The sequence below is a fragment of the uncultured Exiguobacterium sp. genome (genome assembly GCF_964277885.1).
In the GTDB taxonomy this organism is placed as follows: Bacteria; Bacillota; Bacilli; order Exiguobacteriales; family Exiguobacteriaceae; genus Exiguobacterium_A.
Window position 1 is genome coordinate 2,075,898 of the sequence record NZ_CAXYJR010000005.1, and the last position, 26,267, is coordinate 2,102,164.

22 protein-coding genes are annotated in these 26,267 nt (G+C 45.7%); 2 read left to right on the forward strand and 20 right to left on the reverse strand.

All coding sequences use genetic code 11. The features are described 5' to 3' along the window. Positions 1 to 48 precede the first annotated feature (48 nt). From ACHWTJ_RS12670 to addB, 6 genes are all read right to left on the reverse strand, one after another. The gene (locus ACHWTJ_RS12670; protein WP_294743164.1) at positions 49 to 1,047 is read right to left on the reverse strand and encodes a trans-aconitate 2-methyltransferase; all 999 of its coding nucleotides are present in this window, start codon (positions 1,045 to 1,047) and stop codon (positions 49 to 51) included. A gap of 139 nt (positions 1,048 to 1,186) precedes the next feature. Further along, positions 1,187 to 1,567 (reverse strand): DUF1516 family protein, encoded by a 381-nt coding sequence (locus ACHWTJ_RS12675; protein ID WP_035409357.1) that lies wholly within the window; start codon positions 1,565 to 1,567, stop codon positions 1,187 to 1,189. 84 nt (positions 1,568 to 1,651) lie between these two features. Further along, on the reverse strand, positions 1,652 to 4,195 hold the full coding sequence (locus ACHWTJ_RS12680; protein ID WP_394679797.1) for an ATP-binding protein: 2,544 nt from the start codon (positions 4,193 to 4,195) through the stop codon (positions 1,652 to 1,654). Further along, the gene (locus ACHWTJ_RS12685; protein ID WP_294743170.1) at positions 4,176 to 4,553 is read right to left on the reverse strand and encodes a response regulator; all 378 of its coding nucleotides are present in this window, start codon (positions 4,551 to 4,553) and stop codon (positions 4,176 to 4,178) included. The genes ACHWTJ_RS12680 and ACHWTJ_RS12685 overlap by 20 nt, the downstream gene beginning before the upstream one ends. 206 nt (positions 4,554 to 4,759) lie before the next feature. After that, positions 4,760 to 8,311 carry a helicase-exonuclease AddAB subunit AddA gene (gene addA, locus ACHWTJ_RS12690; protein ID WP_394679798.1) on the reverse strand — a complete coding sequence of 1,184 codons (3,552 nt, stop codon included), beginning with the start codon at positions 8,309 to 8,311 and terminating at the stop codon, positions 4,760 to 4,762. Then, positions 8,308 to 11,739 (reverse strand): helicase-exonuclease AddAB subunit AddB, encoded by a 3,432-nt coding sequence (gene addB, locus ACHWTJ_RS12695; RefSeq protein WP_394679799.1) that lies wholly within the window; start codon positions 11,737 to 11,739, stop codon positions 8,308 to 8,310. Before addB ends, addA begins: the two co-directional genes overlap by 4 nt. A 138-nt stretch (positions 11,740 to 11,877) precedes the next feature. Between addB and ACHWTJ_RS12700 the strand changes: the two genes are divergently transcribed. Further along, a complete protein-coding gene (locus tag ACHWTJ_RS12700; RefSeq protein WP_394679800.1) occupies positions 11,878 to 12,255 on the forward strand; it encodes a truncated hemoglobin in 378 nt (125 codons plus the stop codon). A 60-nt stretch (positions 12,256 to 12,315) separates the two neighbouring features. Next, entirely contained in the window at positions 12,316 to 12,657 is a 342-nt protein-coding gene (locus ACHWTJ_RS12705) for a hypothetical protein (protein WP_294743183.1), read from the forward strand. A 42-nt stretch (positions 12,658 to 12,699) separates the two neighbouring features. Here ACHWTJ_RS12705 and ACHWTJ_RS12710 read toward each other — a convergent pair whose 3' ends face one another. The 14 genes from ACHWTJ_RS12710 to ACHWTJ_RS12775 all read right to left on the reverse strand — a co-directional run bounded on the left by ACHWTJ_RS12710 (position 12,700) and on the right by ACHWTJ_RS12775 (position 26,090). Continuing rightward, entirely contained in the window at positions 12,700 to 13,107 is a 408-nt protein-coding gene (locus tag ACHWTJ_RS12710) for a hypothetical protein (protein ID WP_294743186.1), read from the reverse strand. 99 nt (positions 13,108 to 13,206) lie between these two features. After that, the gene (locus ACHWTJ_RS12715; RefSeq protein WP_294747774.1) at positions 13,207 to 13,680 is read right to left on the reverse strand and encodes a competence protein ComK; all 474 of its coding nucleotides are present in this window, start codon (positions 13,678 to 13,680) and stop codon (positions 13,207 to 13,209) included. Positions 13,681 to 13,790: 110 nt separating this feature from the next. Next, positions 13,791 to 15,185 (reverse strand): HAMP domain-containing sensor histidine kinase, encoded by a 1,395-nt coding sequence (locus tag ACHWTJ_RS12720; RefSeq protein ID WP_294743192.1) that lies wholly within the window; start codon positions 15,183 to 15,185, stop codon positions 13,791 to 13,793. Continuing rightward, positions 15,182 to 15,844, reverse strand: a complete 663-nt coding sequence (locus ACHWTJ_RS12725) for a response regulator transcription factor (RefSeq protein ID WP_294743196.1) — start codon at positions 15,842 to 15,844, stop codon at positions 15,182 to 15,184. Before ACHWTJ_RS12725 ends, ACHWTJ_RS12720 begins: the two co-directional genes overlap by 4 nt. 134 nt (positions 15,845 to 15,978) lie before the next feature. Next, entirely contained in the window at positions 15,979 to 16,134 is a 156-nt protein-coding gene (locus tag ACHWTJ_RS12730) for a hypothetical protein (RefSeq protein ID WP_294743198.1), read from the reverse strand. A 96-nt stretch (positions 16,135 to 16,230) separates the two neighbouring features. Continuing rightward, on the reverse strand, positions 16,231 to 16,665 hold the full coding sequence (mgsA, locus tag ACHWTJ_RS12735) for a methylglyoxal synthase (protein WP_023467379.1): 435 nt from the start codon (positions 16,663 to 16,665) through the stop codon (positions 16,231 to 16,233). Between the two features lie 66 nt (positions 16,666 to 16,731). Then, complete coding sequence (locus tag ACHWTJ_RS12740; protein WP_294743203.1) at positions 16,732 to 18,279, reverse strand: fatty acid--CoA ligase family protein; 1,548 nt, start codon at positions 18,277 to 18,279, stop codon at positions 16,732 to 16,734. Positions 18,280 to 18,401: 122 nt separating this feature from the next. Further along, positions 18,402 to 19,289 (reverse strand): SDR family oxidoreductase, encoded by an 888-nt coding sequence (locus ACHWTJ_RS12745; RefSeq protein WP_294743207.1) that lies wholly within the window; start codon positions 19,287 to 19,289, stop codon positions 18,402 to 18,404. Positions 19,290 to 19,339: 50 nt separating this feature from the next. Further along, positions 19,340 to 20,329, reverse strand: a complete 990-nt coding sequence (locus ACHWTJ_RS12750; protein WP_050677162.1) for a lipoate--protein ligase — start codon at positions 20,327 to 20,329, stop codon at positions 19,340 to 19,342. A 38-nt stretch (positions 20,330 to 20,367) separates the two neighbouring features. Continuing rightward, positions 20,368 to 21,048, reverse strand: a complete 681-nt coding sequence (locus ACHWTJ_RS12755; RefSeq protein WP_294743212.1) for a DsbA family oxidoreductase — start codon at positions 21,046 to 21,048, stop codon at positions 20,368 to 20,370. Positions 21,049 to 21,194: 146 nt separating this feature from the next. After that, positions 21,195 to 22,850: a glycerol-3-phosphate dehydrogenase/oxidase gene (locus ACHWTJ_RS12760; RefSeq protein WP_294743215.1), complete on the reverse strand. Its 1,656-nt coding sequence runs from the start codon at positions 22,848 to 22,850 to the stop codon at positions 21,195 to 21,197. 134 nt (positions 22,851 to 22,984) lie between these two features. Beyond that, positions 22,985 to 24,475, reverse strand: a complete 1,491-nt coding sequence (gene glpK, locus ACHWTJ_RS12765; RefSeq protein ID WP_394679801.1) for a glycerol kinase GlpK — start codon at positions 24,473 to 24,475, stop codon at positions 22,985 to 22,987. Between the two features lie 30 nt (positions 24,476 to 24,505). Then, positions 24,506 to 25,330 carry an MIP/aquaporin family protein gene (locus tag ACHWTJ_RS12770; protein WP_087679766.1) on the reverse strand — a complete coding sequence of 275 codons (825 nt, stop codon included), beginning with the start codon at positions 25,328 to 25,330 and terminating at the stop codon, positions 24,506 to 24,508. 196 nt (positions 25,331 to 25,526) lie between these two features. Beyond that, the gene (locus ACHWTJ_RS12775) at positions 25,527 to 26,090 is read right to left on the reverse strand and encodes a glycerol-3-phosphate responsive antiterminator (protein WP_087679765.1); all 564 of its coding nucleotides are present in this window, start codon (positions 26,088 to 26,090) and stop codon (positions 25,527 to 25,529) included. Positions 26,091 to 26,267 lie beyond the last annotated feature (177 nt).

The following is a 26,267-nucleotide window of genomic DNA, read 5'->3' on the forward strand; positions in this document are numbered from 1 at the left end:
TGCGACAAATTTGAACTGTCTTCCAACTGTAAAAACGCCAGACTTCGCTTAGGAAGTGGCGTTTGCAGTGACGATATACCAGGCACCTTCTTTTAAGAATGGTGCGATCGAAATATTTCCAAACCCAGCTTTTGATAGATCCTCTTTTAATTCTTCCTTGCTTGGCAATGGATACAGATTCTCATGCAACGTCATGAAGGCATTGAATGCTGCTGAGAACGGCGCACCATGTGAACTATCACGTAATGGTGTGACGAGAATGACTGTCCCATCATCTTTAACGAAACGACGGACTCCCTCGAGAAGAGCAAGACGTTCCGGTTGTGGGAAGTAATACAAAATATTATTCATCATGACACCATCGTAGGTCTCTTTAACGTCGAAAGTCTTAATATCTCCGACGACGAAGTCAATCTCACCGCTTGTATCCCGTCGTTTTGCTTCTGCAATGACAGATTCTTCAATATCAATTCCGGCGAGTCGTAAGTCTGGCAATGCCTCGTGAATTTTACGGAGATATCCACCATAAGCACAACCAATATCAAGTAGTGAGGTCAGATTACGACTCCGAATGATATGACGTACGGCTGGAAATGCGACGGTTTCGACAAGCGCTGACGTTTCAGCAACGATGTCGCCATGTTCTTCCCCGTTAAAGACTTTCTGTTGTCCCTCTTCCAAAAATTGTGGATAAGAGAACAAGGCAGGTAAATGTAACTCCATCATCTCAGACAACATGAAACCGATACTGCGATCGTCTGATTGAGAAAGTTCCGGCAATACATGGCGTGTCGCCGTATAACGTAAATCTTTTTTCTTTAAATGACCAACAGCGACGCCGACTTCGAACCAGCGGGATAACGCTTCCTGTGTCAGCGGACGTTGCATCCGTAGTTGCGCTTCCGCCTGAGTCGCTCCCGATTGAAGAGCATCGAATAAACCATATTTATAACCGATGTATCCATGCCAGAGTGGTAACACCGGTTCTGCGCGTTTCATCCATTTCCGTGCCCGGAAGACCTTCGTCCATTCCTTCAACTGTGCCACAAGCGTTCCCCTCTCTACTGTGTAATACATCCCTTTTCCCAAATAACAACCACTTGTAAACAAAAATTACTAGTGGACACGACAAAAAGAGTCCTTTCAACCTGTAAGGTCGAAAAGGACTCTTTGATTTCGTATGAACTTAGAAGAACTTCATACCGTATGGAAGCGAATAACCAAGGAATACTGTCACAAGGACAAGCACGATGAACCCGATGACGAAACCGGAATAGGCTTTTCCTTTTTTGACACGAACGAGTGTCAATTCTCCAAAGATGAGCGTCAAAAGACCTGCTGTGATCTTCGCATGATAGAGTGGGTCTGGATTTTCAGACATCCCCATGATTTTAATGTACAGGTAAAGACCTGTCGCGAACGTCAATAAAAGCAGAAGACGGAACGCCATATGAATGCCTTTTGCGGCTTTCTTATTGTTCTTGTACATCGAAAACGCAACGAAGAACGTAACCAATAAAAGTACCCAAAGTAAGACGTGTGTGTGAACGAATGCTGTGATTGGCATTTCATTTCCTCCTTTCTTTTCCTATTTCATCGTATCTGATTTCCGTAAGAACACCTAGTGTTATTTTGTTGCTATATGGTTTTTTCAGGAGATTGTCACATGTGTAGACTGAACGAGTGGGAATTTGACAGTGAAAAGACTCCCTTCCCGTACGACTGACTCGACATGAATTTCTCCCCCATGACCGGTGACGATTTCCTTACAAATGGCTAGACCTAGACCCGTACCACCAATTTTTCGACTATCCGAGTTGTCGACTCGGTAGAACTTTTCGAACAGGCGACTAAGCGATTGTTCTGGAATCCCAATCCCCTCATCCCGAACTTGAAGAATGACTTGATCAAGTGATGTCGTAAGTACGACATCAATCGCACCACCAGATGGCGAGTATTTCACCGCATTATTCAATAAATTATTGAGCAATTGTCTGATTTTTTCTTCATCTGCTTCAATGACAGGCAACTGATTTCCCTCGTGACGGAACGTAATCCGATGAGCTTGTGTCGAAGCCGCATAAAATTGTGTCGTTTCTTCAGCAATCACATGAATGTTCACGGATGTCTTTTTGTACGATTGTGTACCTGACTCCATGCGCTGGACGTCTAAAAAGTCGTTAACGAGATTCGCAAGACGTTCCGTTTCGGAATGAATTGTCCGTAAATATCGATCTTGGCGTGATTCTTCAATATCTCGGTTGAGCATGAGCTCTGTAAAACCATAAATCGAAGAGAGTGGTGTTCGAAGTTCATGAGATACAGTCGAAACGAGTTCTGATTTCAAACGATCCATCTCGGTTTCTTTCGTCACATCTCGCATGACGAGCATCGTTCCTTTATGCACCTGATGGATCTGAATCACCTCGACGTAAAATTGAATGAATACTGTTTCGTTTCGAATCGAGAACTGTAGACTATCCGTCGGTAATTCTCCACGAAGAACTGAATCAACATATCGACTGAAGGTTTCCGGTTCATCGACTACGGATTGAATGACTTCTAAACATGTTTGAAGTGTTTCTTGTTCTGCCTGGACACCATATTGCAATTCTGGGAATAGATCGTATAGCGGTCGATTGACGAAGACCTCTTCTTTCCCTGGCTCAAGATAGATGACAGCCTCTCGAATCGAATCGAGAATTCGCTCCGTCTTCGCTTTTTCTTTCGTCATCTCGTCAAATAGACGCATTCGCAAGAGCGATAGTGACAGTTGACGAGAGAAGGACATGACGTCTCGCATCTGTTCATTCGTGAACTGATCACGGTAACGGACAAGGTAAATATACGCGATGATATCATCTGCCGTTGGATCGAGAATCGGCACAGCCGTTTCATACATATAGTACGGATACGGTAATGGATGATTGCTCGCGACTTGTTTAGAAGAATGAACTGGGGTCTTCAGCGATTCTGCTCGTTTCAACAGTGACGCATCATTTTGAAGCAACTGTTCTGCCAGTTCATCCGTCATCCCGTAAGTGACGACAGAATAACTATCTTCCTCATCCACGAACACCAATGCACCGATCTCCGAATCCGTGATCGTGACGAGCTTCTCGATGATTTCGGGATAAGCGGTCAATGACTCACGTGCCGCAAGTGTCTCGGTTAAATCATTCCGGTACTGGAGATGCTGTTCATTTCGCATCGTCAGCTCTAATGCTTCTTCAAGCTCTTGCTGTTGTGCTTGCAATTCTTCTTGCTGAGCTTGCAGTTCTTCCTGCTGCGCCTGCAACTCTTCATTTTTTGCTAATAGGTGCTGTTTGTTTTCAGAAATCGAACTCGCCATCTGGTTGAATGATAACGCCAGAATACCAATTTCATCTTTACGATTTGGTACTTTGACGCTCGAGACATCCTCACCATTCGCAAGCCGTTGACTGTTTTTGACGAGAGACAATAATTCTATCGTGATCCGGCGGATGAAGGGGTAGATGAAGAAGATCAAGACGGCAATCAAGACGACGATATTCGCTAACCAAATCAGTTGTGTCGTTCGGATTTCCCGTTCTAATTGATCACTTGTCCGTTGTGCCCAATCTTCCAAAAATTCACGATAGCCACCGAGTGCTAATTCACTTTTATTAATCTCTGATAATACATCGATGTTTCCTTGACTATCTAACTGGATTTGACCTTCAGCTAACAACTTTTGACCGAGTGGTAGTTCAGCAAGCGTCGTTCCTTTTAAGAAAGACTCCGTGACATCTCCTGATTCTTTCGCTTTGACATAGGATTGAACAAGCGGCAAGATGGCATCGAAATAATAACCATATAATTCTCTCGAGGACTTGGCGAATGCCTTTCCTTGATCGTAGATCGCATTTTTTTCGAACCATTCTGTCTGCTGATCAATCTTATCTTGTTGGGCCATGACCTGATTATATAAATCCGCATTTCCCATCAAGGCATATCCGCGCATGTTGAACTGGACATCTTGCCACTCTTCCCATAAGGCACCTGCCCGTGCACTTCGATCACGGATGTCTTCTAACTTCGCCCGGGTCGCCTGCAGTTTCGTGTCGGTGTAGTTGTAGACGATCAATGATGAAATCATCAATGTAGCTAATACGACATAAAAGGAAGCCATGAGTTGGCGTCCGATTTTTCGATTAATCCACTTTGTGATCACTCAGTATTCCTCCTACTACATCAATCAACTCTAGAGGACTAAAAGGTTTTGAGAAGAAATAGTTCGCACCGATTTCTTCCGCGCGTTCCCGGTCGGATTGTTGACTTTTAGCCGTCAACATCATGATTTTTAAGTGTTGCTTATCCGGATGTTGTCTGACTTTTTCGATGACTTCGATTCCTGTCATTCCAGGCATCATGTAATCGAGTAGAACAAGATCGTATTCAGCGTTCATGATTTTTTGATACGCTTCGTCCCCGTCCGTCGCTTCATCGATCGTATACCCTTCATCTTCCAGTGTATCAAGTACCAACATGCGTAAGACATCTTCGTCTTCTGCTAATAAAATACGTGCCATCTATTAAAACCTCCCAAAATTATCCATCATTAAAGTGACATATCTTCTTTATTTTACACAGTTCCTTCACAATAAGAAACGGAAATCACTTCATACGCTGATTTTATCCCTTTATTCCTCATCCCTCTTTCGACCTATACTAAAACCTCCCTTGTCTCCACCAGAAGTAGGAGGACAAGGGAGGTCTCAATCGCAAGATGAACCGATTAAACTAAATCAATCGTTTCTTCTAAAGCAAACGCATAGATGACCTTGCGTGAAATTTGAATATGAAGAATCGCTTCTAACGCTTCTTGATACAGATTCAACTGAGTTGCGTACCGATCTCGTAACACATCAGCAGGTGTCTGTCCGACTTCCGTCGTGACGATTTGATCCGATTTATAATCGAGCAAGATATAGGACTCCCCATCCTGAATCAAACAGTCGACGATTCCTTGCATGACTGCGTCATCCACTGGGCCCGTCCAGTCTTTCCGGAAACGCGATGCCCCGATCTTATAAGTGAACGGCAACTCCCGATAGACGTGGTTCGTCCGTAATCGTTCGCTGAACAATTGTCCAATTTCAGAGTCGAGGAATCCTTGTAACTGTGCTGTTGCTTCCCGCATCGTCGTCGCTTCAATCGGCGTAATGCGTTCCGTTGTTTCCCACTGATCAATTTGTTGCGACATCAATTCGTCCGGTTCATACAATTGCATCGCTAAGTGTAAGACCGTTCCTCGTTCCGCCCCACTTAAAACAGGTCCGAGGAATTGTGGCGTTCGGTAATACGTCGTCTGGCGATATGTCGTTTCGAATGCTGCACGTTCCAGCTGTTCCGCGCGCTTCAGTTCCGTGACGGTCTGTTTTGCTGCTGTCTCTGTCGCGAGCAGATGCGGATACTGATACGAAAATGCCGCTTCGACAATTTCTTTGACTGATGAATTAATGGGTACATCGATTTTTTCAAGCTTCTGGACGTGCTCAAGTTGCTCCACGAGTGTTGAGATTTCTTGATACGGCGCTAATTCCTCTAATGACATCACACGGATTGACCACTCCGTCTCATCCGGACGCAGTAAACTACTACGTAAGACTGCCGGAACGACCCATTCCGCATAACTCTTCGCTTGGCGTCGATCATTTTCAGGTAGTAAGACTTCATCTGGTGGCGTCATCTGCCAGGTCGCCATTTGATCTTCTAAATCCTTGACTGTCCCGACGAGAATCAGCTTTTCCTTCGCTCGAGTCATCGCAACATACAAGACGCGCATCTCTTCTGCTTTCATTTCTCGATCCATTTCCCGGCGAATGACTTCTTTCAAGAGTGTCCCAGATCGTAAACGACGAATCGGATCAATCGCATCTAGGGCAATGCCATACGTCTTATGCAACTGAATCGCCTGCATTTGATCCTGCTTGTTGAATTGCTTCGTCAATTGACTGACGATCGTAACGGGGAACTCGAGTCCTTTTGATTGGTGGATCGTCATGATGCGAACGACGTCCTCGTCTTCTCCAAGCGAACGGGCTTCCGCGAAGTCTTCTCCTCGTTCAATTAATCGATTGATTAGACGAAGGAAACGATATAGTCCACGATAACCGGACGTCTCATATTGCTTCGCTCGCTCATATAAGGCGTTCAAGTTGGCTTGACGACTTCTTCCTCCGGCGAGACAGCCGACGTACTCAAAATAGCCGGTCTGATCAAAGAGCGATCGAATGAAGGCTGGTAGGGCACTCCCACGCGCTTCAGTTCGCCACGCTTGAATCTGACGGATGATTTCATCCATTCGAATTCCGAGTGCTGATTCCTCTGCCGCCATCGCGAGCGCTGCCTCATAAAAGCTTCCTTCTTTTTGTTTTGCTCGAATCCGTCCTAAATCTCGATCCGCCACCCCAAAAATCGGCGATCGTAACAAACTCGCGAATGGAATGTCTTGAAGTGGATTATCGATCGTCTTGAGCAATGCCATCATGATTTGAATTTCCGTCGCTTGGAAGTACCCGCCCGTCGTATCCGCATAGACCGGAATCTCATACTGTTCGAGCACTTCGACAAGCGCTTGGACACGCTTACCACGCGACCGTGCTAAGACAACGATATCGCGGTATTCACACGTTCGGAATCGGTTCGCTTTCGCATCGTAAATCAAATGTGGATGCTTCGAATCGACGAGTTCTAAAATTCGCGTTGCAATCGCTCGTGCTTCAACCTCTTCCTTTTCACTATCTAGCGGATCAATCAAAAGTAATTCAGGTGCCACTTGCTCCGATTCGAGATAACTCAGATTCCCTAGTCGAAGGTGTGCGGCTTCATCGTAATCAATCTCCCCGACCGTCTCGTCCATCACTTGGCGGAAGATTTGATTCGTTCCATCCAGCACTTCAAGACGACTTCGGAAGTTTTTTGTTAAATCGATCCGGGTACCGACATCGGTCTGTTGGAATCGTTTGAATTTCTCAAGGAACAGTCCTGGCTCTGCATGACGAAATTTATAGATGGATTGTTTGACGTCACCAACCATGAATAGATTTCCTGTCGCCTCATCCGTCTTCGAGACTAATTGAATGATGCGTTCCTGAACCTCGTTCGTATCTTGATATTCGTCGACGAGTACTTCGACGAAACGTTCCTTCAGAAGTTTTGCCACGTCTGACGGTTGTCCTTCGTCCGTCAAAATTTCTAATGCAAAATGTTCAAGGTCCGAAAAATCGACGATACCACGTTGTTGTTTCGCTTCAAGATAATCGCTTGCAAATTGACGTACAAGTGTCACGATCGTCTCCACGTGTCGCAGCTGCGACCGCAAGTCCTCCAAGTAATCGACACCAGTCTTTTGGACGAACAGCTCTTTCATTTTCTTGAACTCCGCTACGAGTCGCGTCCGCTCTACTTGAAACGGTTTAATTCCTTCATCCCCGCGTGGACTCTTCCAGCGACCAAATTCTACTGCTTGAAACGCAAGCGCAACCATCGACCAGTGGCGTCCTGACGTTTCAAGTGAGGTAAAAGGAGTAATATCCTGCCGCATCATCTGTCCCATTTCCGTGTATCCGGACTGCTCTAATTCAAAAGCAAGTTCTCGATAACGTCCCAATAGATTCGATAACGTCTCCCATTCCAGTTCGACCAATCGTTGCATGAGCGGAGAATCATCCGGGTCAATCGGCTGATCGTACTGACTGATTAAATGTGCATAAAAGGCTTCCGGATCCGGTAAGGATCGAGAGAAACGGTAGAGGTTCGAAATCAGCGAAAGCATCGCTTGATCGTCCCTGTCTGACGTATAACTATCAATCAAATCATAGAATCCCGGATCCTCAGAAGCATAGAACGACTCAAAGACCGCTTCTAAGACATCGTCTTGTAATAACAGTAATTCAGATTCATCGGCAATCCGAAACGCAGGATCCAGACCAATCCGGTAATAATTCTCGCGGAGAATCGACAAACAGAACGAATGAATCGTCGTAATTTGTGCCCGGTTCATCAATTGACGCTGTTTTTTCAAATACAAATCGTCCGGTGCTTCTTTGATGCGCTGGTCCATGACCTCGATGACCCGCGTCTTCATCTCACGTGCTGCCGCATTTGTAAAGGTAGCAACGAGAATCCGATCCGCCGACAACTCATCTTCGGGATCAATCAATCGTTGCGTCAGCCGTTCAACGAGGACCGCTGTCTTCCCTGATCCCGCTGCAGCTGAGACTAGGATATGTCCACCTCTAGCTGAAATGGCTTGTTGTTGTTCTTCCGTCCAACGCACGCTCATTCTTCTTCCTCCTTCAACCGTTCCAGTACCTCTTTTTCAGACATCGGTTTTAATGGACGATACTGATTCCCAAGCGATTCATCAAATTGACAGACTGAGCGATACTCGCAAAAACTACACGGCGTCCGTTCCTGATAATCAAATGGATTGATGGCGATATCCCCATCATAGATGTCTTGACTGCTGTCTTTTAATGCCTCCCACGCATGATCCATCAGCGCTGATAAATCTTCCTCCTGTACGACACCTTTCGTCTGCGTCTTATGCAATCCGTTTTTCGTGAATGTCACTTTGACGAGTGGTGATTTTTTTCGTTCATCGTACGCAATATGATCCATCGCCCGTAGTACCTCATCATTCTCGAGAATGATGCCTTGCATCTGATAAGACTCGAGTAATAGTCGATTACGCTCTTCTTCATCAGCCGATAAATCGCCCCGTAACATCGGATTTTTGACGTGGAAATACAACGCACCAGCTGGTTTCGCCTGCTGTTGATACAATAACTCCGACTGTTCTACGACCGTCTTCAAATAAAGCAACATCTGAATCGCAAGCCCATAATAGATTTCCGCAAAATCTAGTCCTCGGGCACTTGATTTGTAATCAATGATTCGAACGTATAGCTGATCACCGATCGTCGCCTGATCAATCCGATCGATGCGACCCGTGAATTCAATTTCTGTTCCATCTGGTAACGTAAAGCGTAATGGCGGAAACGTAGCGTTTCCAAAACTGATTTCAAATAAGTCGGGTTCAAAATCTGTTCGTTTTGCTTGTTCAACAAGCATTTTAGCTGTTTGCTCCACGACATCAGTCAATTTTTTCTTGATATATCCGAACCGACTCGAACTCATCAAGATTGCATTCTGAATTTCTGGTGTCACCTTTTCGACAGCTTCCTTCGCAAGTGTGCCGCACGTCTCGCCATCGATCTCGCGCCAGTGTCGTCCAGAAGCTTTAATACTAAGCGATAGATCATTTAATGCACCGTGGAACAGATTTCCGATATCCGGTGCTTCAAATTTATACAGTTTTCGCTCGCGTAAACGAAGACCATACCGTGCAAAATGCTTATACGAGCAGGCGTTATAGGTCTCAAAACGCGAAACGCTCGCTTGCAGTGAATCACCATATAGACGATGCGCCAACCCTTCCGGCAACGCTTCCGCTTGATTTTGATAGAACAAGGCACTCGAGAATAACCCCATCCGTTCACGTCCCTGTCCGTTTTCGAGAAGCGTATTGTACACCTCGAACCAAATCGGCTGAATCGGATAACGTCGTTGAAGACGCCGGAGTTCAATCGCTGTCGCTGCTGCCGCACGCTCTGGACTCGTCACGAAATCCAGTTGTTCTTGCGGTGCGTGTTCCCCTGCTTCCGCAAAGTGTGTTTTGATCGGACGATCGAGCAACAGTTGTCGTTTTAATTGTTTTGTGATCGCTGCCGGCTGAAGCGCCTTTCCTTCTTCATCGACAAGTGCGTAACTAACATACAAGGCTTCACTTGGAGCCATCATCCCTTGATACAGGTAAAACAGCTCATCATCAAACACATCAAGAGATGCTTTTCCAACCGGAATACCGTGTTCATGTAAAAAGTCATGATCATTTTCGGACAGTAACTTTGATTGATCTTGAACGAACGGAATCAGACCATCATTCGCCCCCAGTAAAAAGACGACTTTTACTCGTTGTAATCGTCCACGGACATAATCCGTCGCGATGACTTGATCGAGCGATGGCGGAACAAGTGCAAAACGAAGGCTCTCAAGTCCTGTCTCGACCATCTGGACGAACAAGTCCGTTGATAAGGTATGGTCAGGCGCAGCAGCTTCTAGCTGTTCGAACAGATGAAGTATCGCTTCGTACACTTGATCATGCTCGCGCGCAACAAGTAATTGATCCTGCTCTAGTGCCTGCTTACGCCATTCCATTAAACGTTCTGCAATTTTTTGTTCTTCAAGGAATTGATAAAGACCTTTCGTATACGCGCTCATGCTCTTCGCCTGCTTCAGCCGACGGTGCAACGGTTCAATCAAGTCGACGACGAATGTTCGTAAATGGTTCAGTTCTTCTTCTTGCGCAAGCTCCTCTTCTGTTAAACGAACTTCCTCTGCTAGGCGTCGCTTTAATTGCCATGGTTGTTGCCACATCGATCCTTTGATGCCGCGTTCGAGCACGAACGTCTCGAAACGATCGAGCGCTAGACGCGCATCTTCTGCCGGAATCGGCAAGAGCTCCGTCTTCAGTAAACGAAAGACAGTTTCTTCCCGATAACCCGACGTTACGATGTCTAAAGCAGATTGAATCAAGTCAACGAGCGGATGATGAACCATCGACTCACGTTGATCCAAGAAATATGGAACATCATACATGTGGAAGGCTCGTTCCAAGTGATCCGCATACGGCTCAAGATGTCGCACGACGAATGCCATCTCATGAAACCGATACCCTTTTTGTCGAACGAGTTGAATCGCTTTTCGCACAGCTGATTCTGCTTCAACTTGACGGTTAACTGCAGCTGTCATCTGAAAGCCGTCAACGTCATGATCGACAGGAGGATATCCTGGTTTCAACAAGGCCTGCTCCAAATGTCGTAATCCTTCTGATTGAAACTTGATTGGTTGATCGTATAAGATTTCTTCGTATGGAATCGAAAGCTCTTGCATTTGTCCGATCAACTGCATGTAGCACCGCTGAGACACACCAAAAGACGTTTGTTTGGCGTAAGGATCCTTTGCATCCATCGTAAAACTGATATGCATCTCATTTACTCGCTGCATCAAAGCAAGCAGTACTTGTTGTTCCTGAAGCGAAAACTCATAAAATCCGTCGACGATGATCGTCGCTTGATCCAGTCGCGCTTTCGGAAGCAATTCAAGTAACGTCGTATAATAATCATCTGCATGAAGTGCCTTATCGACGATTCGTTCCGTAAAGCGCTCATAAATCAACGCAAGATCGTTCAATTTCGGTGATCGTTCGAGAGAACGATCACTCACTTGACGCAACATATCTGGCTCAATCAACGAGCGTTTAAACGACGCGATGAGTTCATCAAGTCCTTGGAAAAATCCTGGCATGTTTTTCGTACGCTTAAAAATCTTTAACTCGTCTTCTGATTCTTCAACGACTTGTCTGAGTAACAACTGCGTTCCTGTCTCATCGAGAAATGGAATCGCTTGATTTCCATAATCTCGTAAAATATGAAACGCAAAGCGCTTTAAACTCATGACTTCGAGACGCACTAGTCCCGCAAGCCGTTCATCTGTCGCAATCCGACGCTCCATTTCAAATGACATCTGATCTGGCACGATGAAATACATCTTCTCGCCTAGTGGTCGTTGCTCGAGTTCTTGTACGACGCGCTCGATCAATCGTGTCGTTTTTCCACTACCGGCACGACCAATATGCATATGGTTCATCTAGAAAACCTCCTCTACGTTTTTAACTATCATTATTATCGCACAAATAAGAACAAATGTACTGTTTTCAACGCGTGTCTTTTCGATGTGGATTTGCTATAATCAGAACACATCCTAATGTAAGGCAGGTGATGATCCTTGTCGCTTTATGAAATGCTTGGAGGAGAGCAAGCACTCACCTCTTTGATTCGCTCGTTCTATCATCAAGTCTATCATGATTCCTTATTGCGTCTGTTATTCCCTGATGATCGACACCGCGTCGAACAGGCACAACTCGTCTTCTTGACTCAATTGACGGGAGGACCACGCGACCCGGATCAACCGCCAACGAGTTTAGCGATGATTCATCGGCTGTTACCGATTCAAAAAGAGCATGCGATTCGCTGGTTAGAATTGATGGAAGTGGCTTCTCTTGAGACGATCACGAATGAAGACGCACGACTCCAACTCCTCGAACGGTTGCGGATTGGCGCAATGAATGTCTTGCGTGTTTGCGAAGCACACCAGATGGACTGAGGGATTTTTCTTTCTCATCTGTCCATTTCCATGTAAAATAATAAGCGGAGGCGATAAAACATGACGGAAGAACAAGAACAACGACCGGAACTCGTGAAAAATGCGATTGAGCAAGCAGAAGCATCGACGAACGAGGATGACACGCTCGAGGAAGAGCAAACCGAAGAACAAAAAAAGTTAGACCACATTAAAGGGCTCGTCACACTTGAACGTGGTTCCGACTACTATCGTGTCGTTTTTTATGACGACCATAAACACTTGATTTTCAAGGAACTCGATTACGACCGTGTCGACTTCGTAGGTCGTTTCTACAACGATAGCTTTGATCCAACGAATCTTTCGGAGCTAGAAGAAATTGCAGACAAAGCACTCTCGACTTCTTTACGGAAACGATTCCTTTAAGGCGTAAAAGAAGCCGTACTCCAACTGGAGACGGCTTCTTTTTTATTGTTCAGATTGTTTTTTCTTCCGACGAAGAACGTAAGCAAGAACACCACCTGCGACAGCGATTCCTGTTGCTGCCAAAATTGGTAATAAGACTTTTTTGTTAGATGATAGTTTTTGTTTAACTTGCTCAAGGCGCGACTCATTCGTCTCCTTCAAGGCGATAGATGTCCGTCGGTTCATCGTGACATGCTTCGCTGCATCCGTCACGACGATTCGTTTCGTGACCCAACGGCGATTTCCGGCATCATCGACGACTAATTGTCGTGCGCGTTTAATTCCTTTGATTCGTTTACCCGGTGTATTTTCCGGACGTACGATACGGGAACTGATAAAACGTCTGCCACCTGTCGCACCAAATCCAGGCTGTAATTTTCGTCGATTCAACCATTCATATGATTCATTCATCGTGTCGCGGTAAACATTACCGCTTCACCTCCCTATAATTTCTCTCTCTCATTTCTTTCTCCTTACATAAGTAAGATTCCTGTTATCTGTTTCCACTTTTCATCGATTCTTAAACTCAGGCATCTGGAAACGGCGTTGCATCTCATATGCCAGTTCCAACGTTTTGATACGTTGTCTCTCAATGCTGTACGCAGAGGCATCCGTATCAATGCATTGACCCGTCTGAAATTCCACCTGTACTTTACCAGACTTTTTCTGAACGGTCTTCATCTGCTTGAAGTTGATCCAGATGCATTCCGCTTTTTCTTTAGCCGTCGTCGGAAAGAAAATCGTCTGTGCCTGCCAATCCACTAAAACAGGTGTCTTTCGATTAGGACCAAGAATATGTCGTGCCGCTTCAATCCTTCCACGCATGGACGAACCAAAATACAAACAGGATTCTTCAATCAATTTAATCGGATGACCATCTAAAATACTTTCAGAATGTTCCTTGATGACGAGTGTCTGAGGTTCTCCGTACTGACCATATTGCGGGATCAAGGCTAACGTTTCTTCCGTAACTGGGTATGACATATTCTTCGCTCCCTTCCTGGACTACATTGGTTATATCAAATAATCAGTTACTTTGTTTAGCCCATCCGGTTATTTCCTAATGAAAAAAACGAGATCCAAAGATCCCGTTTTTAATATTTCTCCGTCTTACTTTCATTTTGATTCTCAATTTGTTCGATGAAGTGCCTTGGAAAATTAAAAATCACACAAACTTTTCCTTCACCATTTCCCCCAGTACGATTCTCGATCGCTACCGTACCATCGTGACGCTCAACGATCCGTTTGACGATGTAGAGACCAAGCCCAAACTTTCCTTCCTTACCGCGTGAGAATTGATGAAACAGCGGCGAAGAGTCATCAAGCGGCGGTCCATCATTTTCGATTTCGATATGAACCTGATCCGCCGTCCCAGACAATCGGATGTCAATTCGTGTTTCAGCATAACGAATCGCATTATCCATGACATTCTCAAGTGCAACTCGTAATTGTTCCCCCTCACCAAGGACGATTCCCGCTTCTCCACTAACATGCCATTCGAGTGACTTCGTTCCGGAAAAACGATTTTTCAGGAGATGTACCATCCGGTCAATATCGACATTATCCCACGTTGAACGATCGAGCTCGAAATAGTCGAGCTTCGTGACGTAAAGTAGGGCTGCGACTTTTTTCTCCAATCGCTCCGCTTCCTCATCAATGACCGATACGGATCCGGTTAAATCACCATCTGGATAGATGCCATCCGAAATGGACTGGGCATAACTTCGAATGACCATGATCGGCGTCTTCAAATCATGTGAGATATTTTGAAGCAATGATTTCTGTGCCTTATCCTGCTTTTCAAGATCCATTCGCATCGCATCGACGGATCGTGCCAGTCGTCCGATTTCATCCCCACGATCGAGCGGAAGTGGTGTATCCCATTTTTGAGCCGCTATTTTCCCGACCGCTCTCTCGATCTCAACGAGTGGATGTGTCAGACGGCGCGCCAACCAAAAGGCAATGAATAACGTGAAGATACTACCGATGATGACGACAAATCCAATTTTCGAGAACAGCTGTGTAATTAGTTCTTGCCGATAAGCATCCCACACGTAAGAGACACGATAGTACGTTTCGCCGCTAACCTCAATTTTACGAATACTATAATAGACGTCTTCTTTATCAAGACGCGTCGTATACTTGGCTGTAACGGTCTTTTGATCAATCGCATCACGATACATCTGATTGATCAACTGCTGCGGGGCACCACCGTAGTAGAGTTTTCCGTTTTTTGAGAGGAGCAGAATATTGACGGAACGGGACTCCTGCTTCCGACGATCGAATTCAATCGGATTATCTTGTAACATCTCAATGACAGAAGCATCTTTCGAGAAGAAGACTTCACTATTTTCAAGTGTCGAATAGACCTGTTCATCAATGAAATTTCCGATTGATGAACGGATGACAAGGAGAATGACTGCAGAAAGTGTGACGATGACGAGCAGAAACATCGCCCAAATCTGAAATCCGAGACTGCGGTTTTTCATGCAGACACCAGACGATAGCCGATGCCATAAATCGTTTCGAGTTCCAGTTTTGATAATTTCTTACGGACACGCCGAACAAGATCATCGACGACCCGGTCCGAACCAAAATAATCGTCGCCCCAGACGCTGACGAGAATCTGCTCGCGTGACATTGGCGTCCCTATTTGTGTTGCGAATAAAATCAACAAATCATATTCTTTCGACGTCAAATCGATTTCTTTACCATTCTCCTCGATGATTCGTTTCTCTGGATAAATCATATAATCCCCGTACTGGATGACACCGCTCTTCGGCGTCGCATACGTTCGTGCCAATATTTTTTTTACGCGGATGACGAGTTCTCGTGGAAGAAACGGCTTCGCGATATAATCATCTGATCCCATCTCGAGACCGATGATCTTATCGATGTCCTCATCACGCGCCGAGATGAAGATGACAGGTGTCGTCTCATCATGTGCCTTGATCCGCTTAATCAATTGAAAACCATCCATATCCGGCAACATGATGTCTAATATCCATAGATCCGGCTTTTCTACGATGGCAGAGGCTGCCGCCTCACCGGACGTAAACGATTTGACCTGCCACCCTTCTTGCTCCAAATATTTCACGAGTACACGATTTAAGTTCACTTCATCATCAACTAAATAGATTGTATGCATGGCTCTCACTCCTCGACTAATGTGCTTTGTTTCAGTGTATCAAAGGAATTCCGCAAAATTATGGGAGAGTGGATAATAATTCAAAAAAACCTTTCTTTTCAAAAGAAAAGAAAGGCGAAGTCATAAATTTTCTATTATTTGACGAGACGGAGCGCTGGATACGCTACTTGCTCGCTCTTTGAAGTCGCAGGTGCCACCTGTTGACGCCGTTCCATTTTTACGACGTGCGTCAAAAATCCAACGCCGCCTCCTAGTAATACCGTTACACCCGTCATTAATAGAATCTCCATTTTTTTCGCCACCTTTTCCATCGCAATTGATAATCAGTATCATCCTCAAACTGACTATAGCATGCTCAATCGAAAATGAGAAGCGTTCTCATGAAATTAATCGTCTAAAAACTTTTGTTGTTCCAGTTCATGGCGTTTTCGAATGATTTCCTTCCAATCGAATTGTCCCTGTTCCAGTCCATTGATTAAAATTTCAGCAGTTCCGACGTTCGTCGCGAGTGGCAAATCGTATACGTCGCATAATCGAATGAGTGCCGAGACGTCCGGTTCATGCGGTTGCGCCGTCAGTGGATCCCGTAAAAAAATCACGATATCGATTTTCCCTTGCGCCACGAGCGCTCCGATTTCCTGATCCCCACCGAGTGGACCTGACTTACAGCGATGGACGTGCAGATCGGTTGCTTCCATGATCCGTTGTCCGGTCGTTCCTGTCGCGTATAATGTATTTTTCTTAAAGAATGCGGCGTAAGCCCGTGTAAAGCCCATCATCTCATCCTTTTTCTCATCATGTGCAATCAATGCGATATTCATTCGTATCCCCTCCTTCTTGTCTATGCACAGAAAAAGAACTTCAGAAACCTGAAGTTCTTGAGACAGTCATGAATTCGTCGGCTGTTTCTTCAACACGGTCCGTAAAATCTTTCCGGTCGTATTACGAGGTAATTGATCGATGAATTCAATCTGTGTCGGACATTTATATTTCGCGAGTGACGTGGCACAGAATGTCCGTGCTTCCTCTTCCGTCATCGTCTCACGGGCAACGACGAATGCTTTGACGGCTTCACCCATCTCCTCGTCCGGTATGCCGATGACGGCCGCTTCGATGACGTTCGGATGTTGGTAGAGGACTTCTTCGACTTCTCGGGGGTAGACATTATAACCACCGACGATGATCATATCTTTTTTACGATCGACGATATAGAAATAGCCATCCTCATCTCGACGAGCTAAATCACCTGTATATAACCAGCCATCGCGTAACGTCGCTTGCGACTCTTCCGGCATCTTATAATATCCCGTCATGACGTTTGGTCCTCGAACGATCAATTCTCCGACTTGACCATCTGGTAATTCCTGTCCGAGTTCATCGACGACTTTGTTTTCGACATCGACGATCGATGTACCGATCGAGCCTGGTTTTTGGACACCATTGACCGGATTGAAACAAGTGACGGGTGAAGCCTCTGACAGACCGTATCCTTCAAGGATATGACATTGGAATGTCCGGTCAAACGCTTCAAGGAGTGGTACCGGAAGACTCGCGCCTCCCGAGACGAACAGACGCGTCGACTCAAAGTGAGTCGCATATTCCGGATGTGCCTTTACGGTTTGGAGTAAGAAATTATACATCGTCGGCACTCCTGCGAAGATCGTCACCTGTTCTTTTTTGGCTAGCTCAAATGTCTCTTGAGGTGAAAAACGAGAAGCGATGATGATCGACGCTCCATGTGCGAGTGAAGCATTGACGACGACCGTCAAACAAAAGACATGGAACATTGGTAATACGGCAAGTGTCCGGTCTTTACTGGATACATGTAGATAATCGCCGATCGAGCGTGCATTTGATGTCAGATTACGATGAGACAACATCGCACCTTTTGGTTTTCCTGTCGTTCCACTCGTATAGAGAATGACAGCGATGTCGTCCAGTTCATTCGTCACTTCTGTCAATGGATGTTCGATTTCAAGCCAGCGATCGAGCGTGATGAACGTCACTTGTTGATGTGTTTCATTTAGTCCTTCCTGATCCGCGTAGGGAACAGAGACGACGATTTTGAGGTTCGGTAAATGCACGAGACGATCTTTTGCAGCTTCAACGAGTGGTGCAATTCCTAAAATCCCCTTCACATCACCGTTCATCAGGATATACCCGATTTCGTCCGGTGTATATGTAGGGTTGATTGGAATCGCGATTGCCCCTTGTTTCATGATGGCGTAATATGCCACTAGGAACGCTGGGCTATTCCCTAAAATTAGCGCGACATGATCGCCTTTTCGGATCCCGTTCGCTTCAAGCGCACCGGCTGCCCGGTGAAACTTCTCGACAAACTCACGATAGCTGACTTGCGTGTCCTCAAACACATACGCCGTTGAATCCGGATGTGTTTGAGCAGTTTCTTCGACGGATTGAATCAATCCAAGCATGAGCAAAATTCCCCTTTCGAATGAATGACTATTCATTTTTTACGTAAAAAAATCCATACGTAGTCAAAAGCGACCGTATGGATAGTGTAACACTTTTTGGAAACGTTTTCACCGAGTTTATTTTAACCGTTGACGATGACGCCACCGTTTAAGTGAAGAACTTGTCCTGTCATATAACTTGAATCGTTACACGCGAGGAAAACATATGCTGATGCCATCTCAGCCGGCTGTCCCGGACGATCCATCGGTGTATTCTTCCCGAATGTCTTGACTGATTCATGCGGGAACGTTTCCGTGATCAGCGGCGTCCAAATCGGACCTGGCGCGACAGCATTGACACGAATTCCTTCTTTCGCTAAGTTCATCGAAAGACTCCGTGTGAAGCTGACGATTGCGCCCTTCGTCGCAGAATAATCAATCAATAACGCATTTCCTTCGTATGCTGTCGACGATGTCGTATTGATGATGGCAGAACCGAGTGAAAGGTGCGGCAGCGCGGCACGCGCAAGACGCATCATCCCAAAAATATTCGTCTTAAATGTCTTTTCCATCGATTCATCTGTGATGTCCTTCAGACTATCTTCTGGTTTTTGCATGCTCGCATTATTGACGATGATATCTAAACGACCGAAACGATCGATCGTTTTTTGGACGAGTGCTTCACAGTAATCTGCATCTCCGATATCCCCTTTAGAAAGTAGGACTTCGCCACCTAGTTCCTCAAGACGTGCCTTCGTTTCGTCCGCTCCTTCTTGATCACCGTAGAAGGCGATGACGACTTTCGCTCCTTCTCGGACATAAGCAATTGAGACAGCACGCCCGATGCCGGAGTTGCCGCCTGTGACGATCGCAACCTTTCCTTCAAGCTTACCTGCTGCCTTATAATCATCACGCTCATAATAAGGTAGCGGTTGTTCGTCCTCTGTCTTAGGTAACTGTTCTGAAATCCGTTCAAAATCTATAAAGTCCGTCAACGAACCTTCTAAAAAGTTATCTTTATTATAGCCCATGAAAAAAACTCCCCCTATGCAGTTGATAGAAGGAGTTTTCCCATAAAAACTTACGCTAAAACGTCCAGCACCTCGTCAAGTTCGACGGCGCCGAAATATTTTTTCAATTCGTAACGACCGAGCACTTCGCGAAGTGACGCGCGATCATAGCGCGAACCTTCGAGCGCCCGTGCGATTTCTTCCGCGTCCTCGACGCCAAAGAAGTCACCGTAAATCTTCGCTTCTTCGATAATGCCTTTTTTGACGTTCAATCGGAAATCAATCGTACCGATTGGAAAACGTTTTTTATGGATGACGTCAAATTTCGGCGATTTTCCAAAATTCCACTCCCAGTTGCCATAACGTTCTGCCGAGATGGCACGTACTTTATCCCAGTCTTCCTCGGTTAAGATATACCGTTCAATCTCTTTCCCTTCATAGATCGAAGCAAGCAAATGATCAACGAATTGTTCCATCGTCAACGGTTCTGTCAAGAATTCTGAGATGTTCGCAACACGACTCCGGACTGATTTAATGCCTTTAGAGCGCATCTTCTCTTCACTGACGACAAGCGCATTGACAACTTCTTCGATGTTCGAATCGAGCATCAACGTACCATGACTGAACATCCGGCCTTTTGTCGTGAACTGGGCATTCCCACTAATTTTCCGGCTTCCGACATGAATATCGTTTCGTCCAGATAACTCTGCTTCGACACCAAGTTTATGCAGTGCTTGTACGACCGGCTCCGTGAACTTTTTATAGTTGTTGAACGAATCACCGTCATCTTTTGTCAGGAAACTGAAGTTCAAGTTTCCTTCGTCATGATACACAGCACCACCACCTGAAAGACGACGAACGACGTGGATCCCGTTTTCCTCGACATACTTCAAATTGACTTCTTCATTCGTGTTCTGGTTTTTTCCGACGATAATCGACGGACCGTTGATATAAAACAAGAAATAGTCTTCTTCATTGACGTTCAGGTTGTTCAAGATGAATTCTTCGACAGCGAGATTGATTCGCGCATCGCGAATCTCAGGATGGAAGATGAATTTCATAAGGGTTTCGTGCTCCTTTGTGATGGAATCATAATTGATCAGTTACAGCCGTCAACACCACACGCGTCACCTTCAGCGATGACTTCAAGTGTTTGTTCTTGGCGAATCTTCGCAAAGACTTGTTCGAATGCTTCTACTGGTTGTGCGCCTGAAATCGCATATTTCCGGTCGAAGACGAAGAACGGTACACCACGAACACCGAGTTGTTGTGCCATCGCTTCTTCTTCCCGAACATCTGTCGCCAGTTCTTCTGACGCAAGAAACGCTGTGACGTCTGCTTCAGCAAGTCCAGCATCTACTGCGATCCGTGTCAGAATGGCTGGGTCATTCAGATCTTCTCCATTCATGAAATACGCTGTGAACAAGGCTTCTGATACTGCATTCATCTTACCATGTTTTTTAGCAAATTGAGTCAGGCGATGAGCCTCGAATGTATTGGCTGGGATGACACGATCCATCTCGTAGTGCAAGCCTTCCTGACGTGCCGTCTCAACGACACCTTGCGACATATTCCGTGCCTGCTCGAGAGTCGTTCCATATTTTGACGCGAGAATTTCGTATAATCCTTGTGTCGGTACTGCTGGTGCATCTGGATCGAGTTCAAAGCTCTTGAATTCGACCTCGACATCTAACTTTTCGTTCGCAATCGCTTGTTCTAAGCGACGCTTCCCAATATAACAAAACGGACATGCATAATCCGACCATACTTCTACTTTCATCTGTGTTCTCTCCTTTTGTGCAATTTCATACATTAAGCATAGTCGCCTCTAGACAGAGTTGCAATCTTTCCGCCCGCGCCAATACGAATATGTAAAAAAAGGAATCAAGATCAGATTGATCTTGATTCCTTGATGAGTTAGAGAGCTTATTCTGTCACGATTGCATGTGCTGCATCTTCGATTTCGATATCGAGTTCTTTCGTGTAAGCAACTGTTTGTTCTGCTGTCCAGTTCAAGACAGATTTCATCTCTTCAATGACGGCATCTTTATGAGCACGAGCCCAAGCGATGTCGAAGAAGACAGCGCCTGTACGACGGATGAAGAAGTCGATCGGACGAGCGACCATTTCATGTTCGATGCTGTAGTGGAGTTGTGCATAGACAGAACGTGGAAGAGCTGTCGTTGCTGCATCATATGCTGCTGCATATTCCAGTACTTTCGGTAAGTTCGAACCGTAACGTTTTGCTAGGAATTGAACTTCTTCTGTCGTTAGACCGTTCGTTGCTGTTTGAGCTTTTAGGAATTCAGCAAATCCTTTTGCTCCGCCGACGTGTCCACCAGACATTGGCATATTTTTCGTCGAGCAACGTGCATACGCGACGTTTTCTTCTTTTTTCAAGAGTTTTGCGACAAGATCAACGACGTGCTCGCCCATTTTGCGGTATCCAGTCAATTTCCCACCCGCAATCGTGATGAGACCTGACTCAGACTGCCATACTTCATCTTTACGAGAAATTTCAGAAGGATCTTTTCCTTCTTCATAAATCAATGGACGTACACCAGCCCAGCTTGATTCCACGTCTTCCGCTGTCACTTTAACATCCGGGAACATATAGTGAATCGCGTCTAAGACATAGTCTTGGTCTTCGACTGTGAACTTCGGATGTGCAGTATCTTTATCGAAGAACGTATCTGTCGTACCAACGTATGCTTTTCCATCACGTGGAATCGCGAAGATCATCCGACCGTCTGGTGTATCGAAGTAGACCGCTTGTTTAAGTGGGAATTTCGATTGATCGATGACGACATGGACCCCTTTTGTCAAACGAAGTTGTTTCCCGACTTTAGAGCCATCTTTTTCACGTAATTCATCAACCCATGGACCTGTCGCGTTGACGACTTTTTTCGCACGGATTTCATGTACGTCACCTGTCAAAAGGTCCGTCACACGCATGCCGACGACTTTTCCAGCATCGTAGATGATTTCTTCCGCTTTTGTATAGTTGACGACGCGTGCACCGTGTTCAACCGCTTCTTTCATTACTTCGATTGTTAGACGGGCGTCATCTGTACGGTACTCAACGTAGTAACCGCCACCTTTGAGACCTTGTTGTTTGACGAGTGGTTCTTTTGCTAATGTTTCTTTCGCAGATAACATCGTGCGCCATTCCGAACGTTTAACACCTGCTAAGAAGTCATAAACACGAAGACCGATTGACGTACTGAACGGTCCGAACGTACCGCCTTTATGCATTGGAAGCAACATCCACTCTGGTGTCGTGACGTGTGGTCCGTTTTCGTAAACGATCGCACGTTCTTTACCGACTTCCGCGACCATCTGAACTTCGAATTGTTTTAAATAACGTAGACCACCATGGACTAATTTCGTTGAACGACTAGACGTACCGGACGCGAAATCCTGCATTTCGACGAGGCCAATCTTCATACCGCGTGACGCTGCATCGAGGGCGATCCCCGCACCTGTGATTCCGCCACCTACGACGAGTAGATCGAGTTCTTCACGTGTCAATCGATTGTAGACATCTGCACGGTTTTTACTTGAGAATGGTTGGTTAGCCATGAATAGTTCCTCCTGTTTTAGGTTCGAAAAAAAAGAGACCACAACAAACACGCTGACTATGTCAACTGCTGCTGTGGTCTCTCCATATTCTCCGACCGATTTATTAACTTGACCTTACTATAACATACATCACATCATTTGAACAACATCGTAGCTTGAACAGCTTTTTTCCATCCATCGTAGAGTGCGTCCGTTTCTTCTTTCGCCATACTTGGCTCAAAACGGCGTTCTTTTTTCCATTGCGTCGCGATCTGTTCACGGTTCTCAAAGAATCCGACAGCGAGACCTGCGAGGTAAGCTGCACCTAACGCAGTCGTTTCATTGATTTCCGGACGCTCAACTGGCGCTTGGATGATGTCACCTTGGAACTGCATCAAGAAGTCGTTTTTAACCGCTCCACCATCGACACGAAGCGTCTTCATCTCGATGCCTGAATCTTGCTCCATCGCCGATAAAACATCGCGTGTCTGATAAGCGAGTGATTCAAGTGTCGCGCGGATGAAGTGTTCTTTTTCCGTACCACGTGTCAAACCGAAAACTGCGCCACGAACGTCTGAATCCCAGTAAGGTGTACCGAGACCAACGAATGCCGGTACGACGTAGACACCGTCTGAAGACGTGACGCGTGTTGCGTAGCCTTCTGATTCTTTGGCATCATCAATGAGACGTAACCCGTCACGTAGCCACTGAATCGCAGAACCTGCGACGAAGATACTTCCTTCTAAAGCATATTCTACTTTTCCATCGACGCCCCACGCGATCGTCGTCAGCAATCCGTGATCAGATTTAACAGCCTCTTCCCCTGTGTTCATCAACATGAAGCAGCCTGTACCGTATGTGTTCTTCGCCATTCCAGTATCAAAACACGCTTGACCAAACAATGCGGCTTGCTGATCGCCCGCTGCTCCAGCAATCGGAACCGCTTCTCCGAAGAAGTGATACCCTGCTGTCTCTGCATACACTTCAGAAGATGGTCGTACTTCCGGAAGCATCGCTTTTGGTACATCTAAGATATCGAGTAACTCGTCATCCCATTTTAATTCATGAATGTTATACATCAACGTACGACTTGCATTCGAATAGTCGGTCACATGTGCTTTTCCGCCGGATAATTTCCAGATGAGCCACGTATCGATCGTACCGAACAATAGTTCACCACGTTCAGCACGTTCCCGTGCTCCTTCGACATGATCTAAAATCCATTTGACTTTCGTACCAGAGAAATAAGCGTCAATCAATAGACCTGTCTTCTCACGGAAGAGCTCAGCATGACCGGCTGCTCGAAGCGCTTCACAGATTTCAGCCGTTTGTCTCGATTGCCACACGACTGCATTGTGAATCGGTTTCCCTGTTTCTTTTTCCCAGACGACAGCTGTTTCACGTTGGTTCGTGATCCCAATACCAGCAATCTGCGATGGCTTTACGTTCGCCTCCGTCAGACAAGTCGCCACGACCGCAAGGACACTTCCCCAAATCTCGTTTGCGTTGTGTTCGACCCAACCTGGCTTCGGAAAATACTGCGTAAATTCCTGTTGTGCTGAATGGACGATCTCGCCGGCACGATTAAACAGGATCGCACGTGTACTCGTCGTTCCCTGATCCAATGACAAAATGTAGTTCTCCATCTCTTCCCCATCCTTTTGTATCTAAATAAGTTAAGCTGACTTTGACTCCACTGACGTTGTTTTGTTCGGACGAACACCGAATCTATAGCATAAGCCTAATATGACGATTGTCACAAGTCCTACAATCCAAAAAGCCGGTGTATCTTTTCCTGTGAAGACCGAACGATAAAACAATCCGCCAAGACTTCCACCGAGAACTGGTCCGAGAACCGGAATCCATGAGTATCCCCAGTTCGAAGATCCTTTTCCATGAATCGGTAAGATGAAGTGAGCGATACGTGGACCAAGGTCCCGCGCCGGGTTCATCGCATATCCTGTCGTACCTCCGAATGACATACCGAGACTGACGATCAAGAAACCGACGATCAATGGATTTAGGCCGTCTGAGAACTTATTCGCCCCGATCGACAACAACCCGATGACGAGTAAGAACGTCGCAATCATTTCACTCATTAGATTGGCAAAGGTGTGTGGAATCGCTGGAGACGTCGCGAAGACACCGAGTTTCGTTGCTGGATCTTTCGTCTCCGCCCAATGTGGTAAGTAATGGACGAAGACAAGACTCGCACCAAGTATCCCGCCGGCAATTTGAGCAACGATATAGCCTGGTACGTCCGCCCATGCAAATGAACCGTCAAAGGCTAAACCAAGCGTTACTGCTGGGTTAAGGTGTGCGCCACTGAATTGACCGACGGCATACGCTGCGATCGCCACGGCAAAACCCCACGCAAACGTGATGACGATCCAGCCTGCGTCCTTCGCAAACGATTTCGTCAGACTAACGCCTGCACCAACACCATTCCCAAGCGCGACAAGCAAGGCTGTACCTAAAAATTCCGCTAATAAGGGTGACATATGTGTTCCTCCTTTTTATTATGTGAAAAAAGCAACATAAAAAAGGAGATCCACGTCAGTTCATGCTTGAAATTTCTTCAAGCAGGACTCACACGTGAATCTCCCTTTTCTCCGTCACTTTGTATCAACTTGATATCACTATAACAATCAGTGAAAACGCTGTCAAATAATCCGAATGATTTTCCTCACAATCCAGTTAAGGGCGTGGTTCAAAATGACGCCACAAGTCCTTATTCGATGTCGTGATACTAGAGGCACCTGCTTCAATCGCTTGTTCAACTTCCTCGACCGTATCGATGAGTCCACCGGCGAATACGAGACGCCCTGTCTTTTCTTTCACTTCTTGAATGTACTTTGGCATTAACCCTGGTAACACTTCGATGTAATCAGGTTGCGTCCGTTCCATGAGTTGATAACTTTTTTCGAGTGAACTGGAATCGAGTAAGAACATGCGTTGCATCGTCTTGACCTTTTTTTGACGTGCTTTCAAGATGACGCTCGCTTTCGTCGAAATGACACCATACGGCTTCAATTCTTGGCAGACGTATTCTGTGGCATATTCATCATTTTTTAACCCTTGAACAAGATCCATATGCAAAAACATTTTTTTGTCGTATCGATGTGCCATCTCATAGACTGCTTTTAAACGCGAGACGTGCATTTCGAGTAAGACCCCATACTCATATGGACTCTTCAGCATCTTTTCAAAGTCTTCTAATTTTCTAACGGAAGGCAGGATCTTCTGTCCAAAATATGTCATATGTTCTCCCCCTGATTCGTAATGTGTCCTAAGTATGTCGTGAAACATAAGGAATAGGCAATGCTCTTTTCATGAAAATAAGTGAAAAGAGCGCTACGATTAGGGTATAGCTTAACGAAACGATTTCTTTTCAGGAGGTGAACGCGCAGTCCTACCGTCTGTGCACGTCAATGAGTC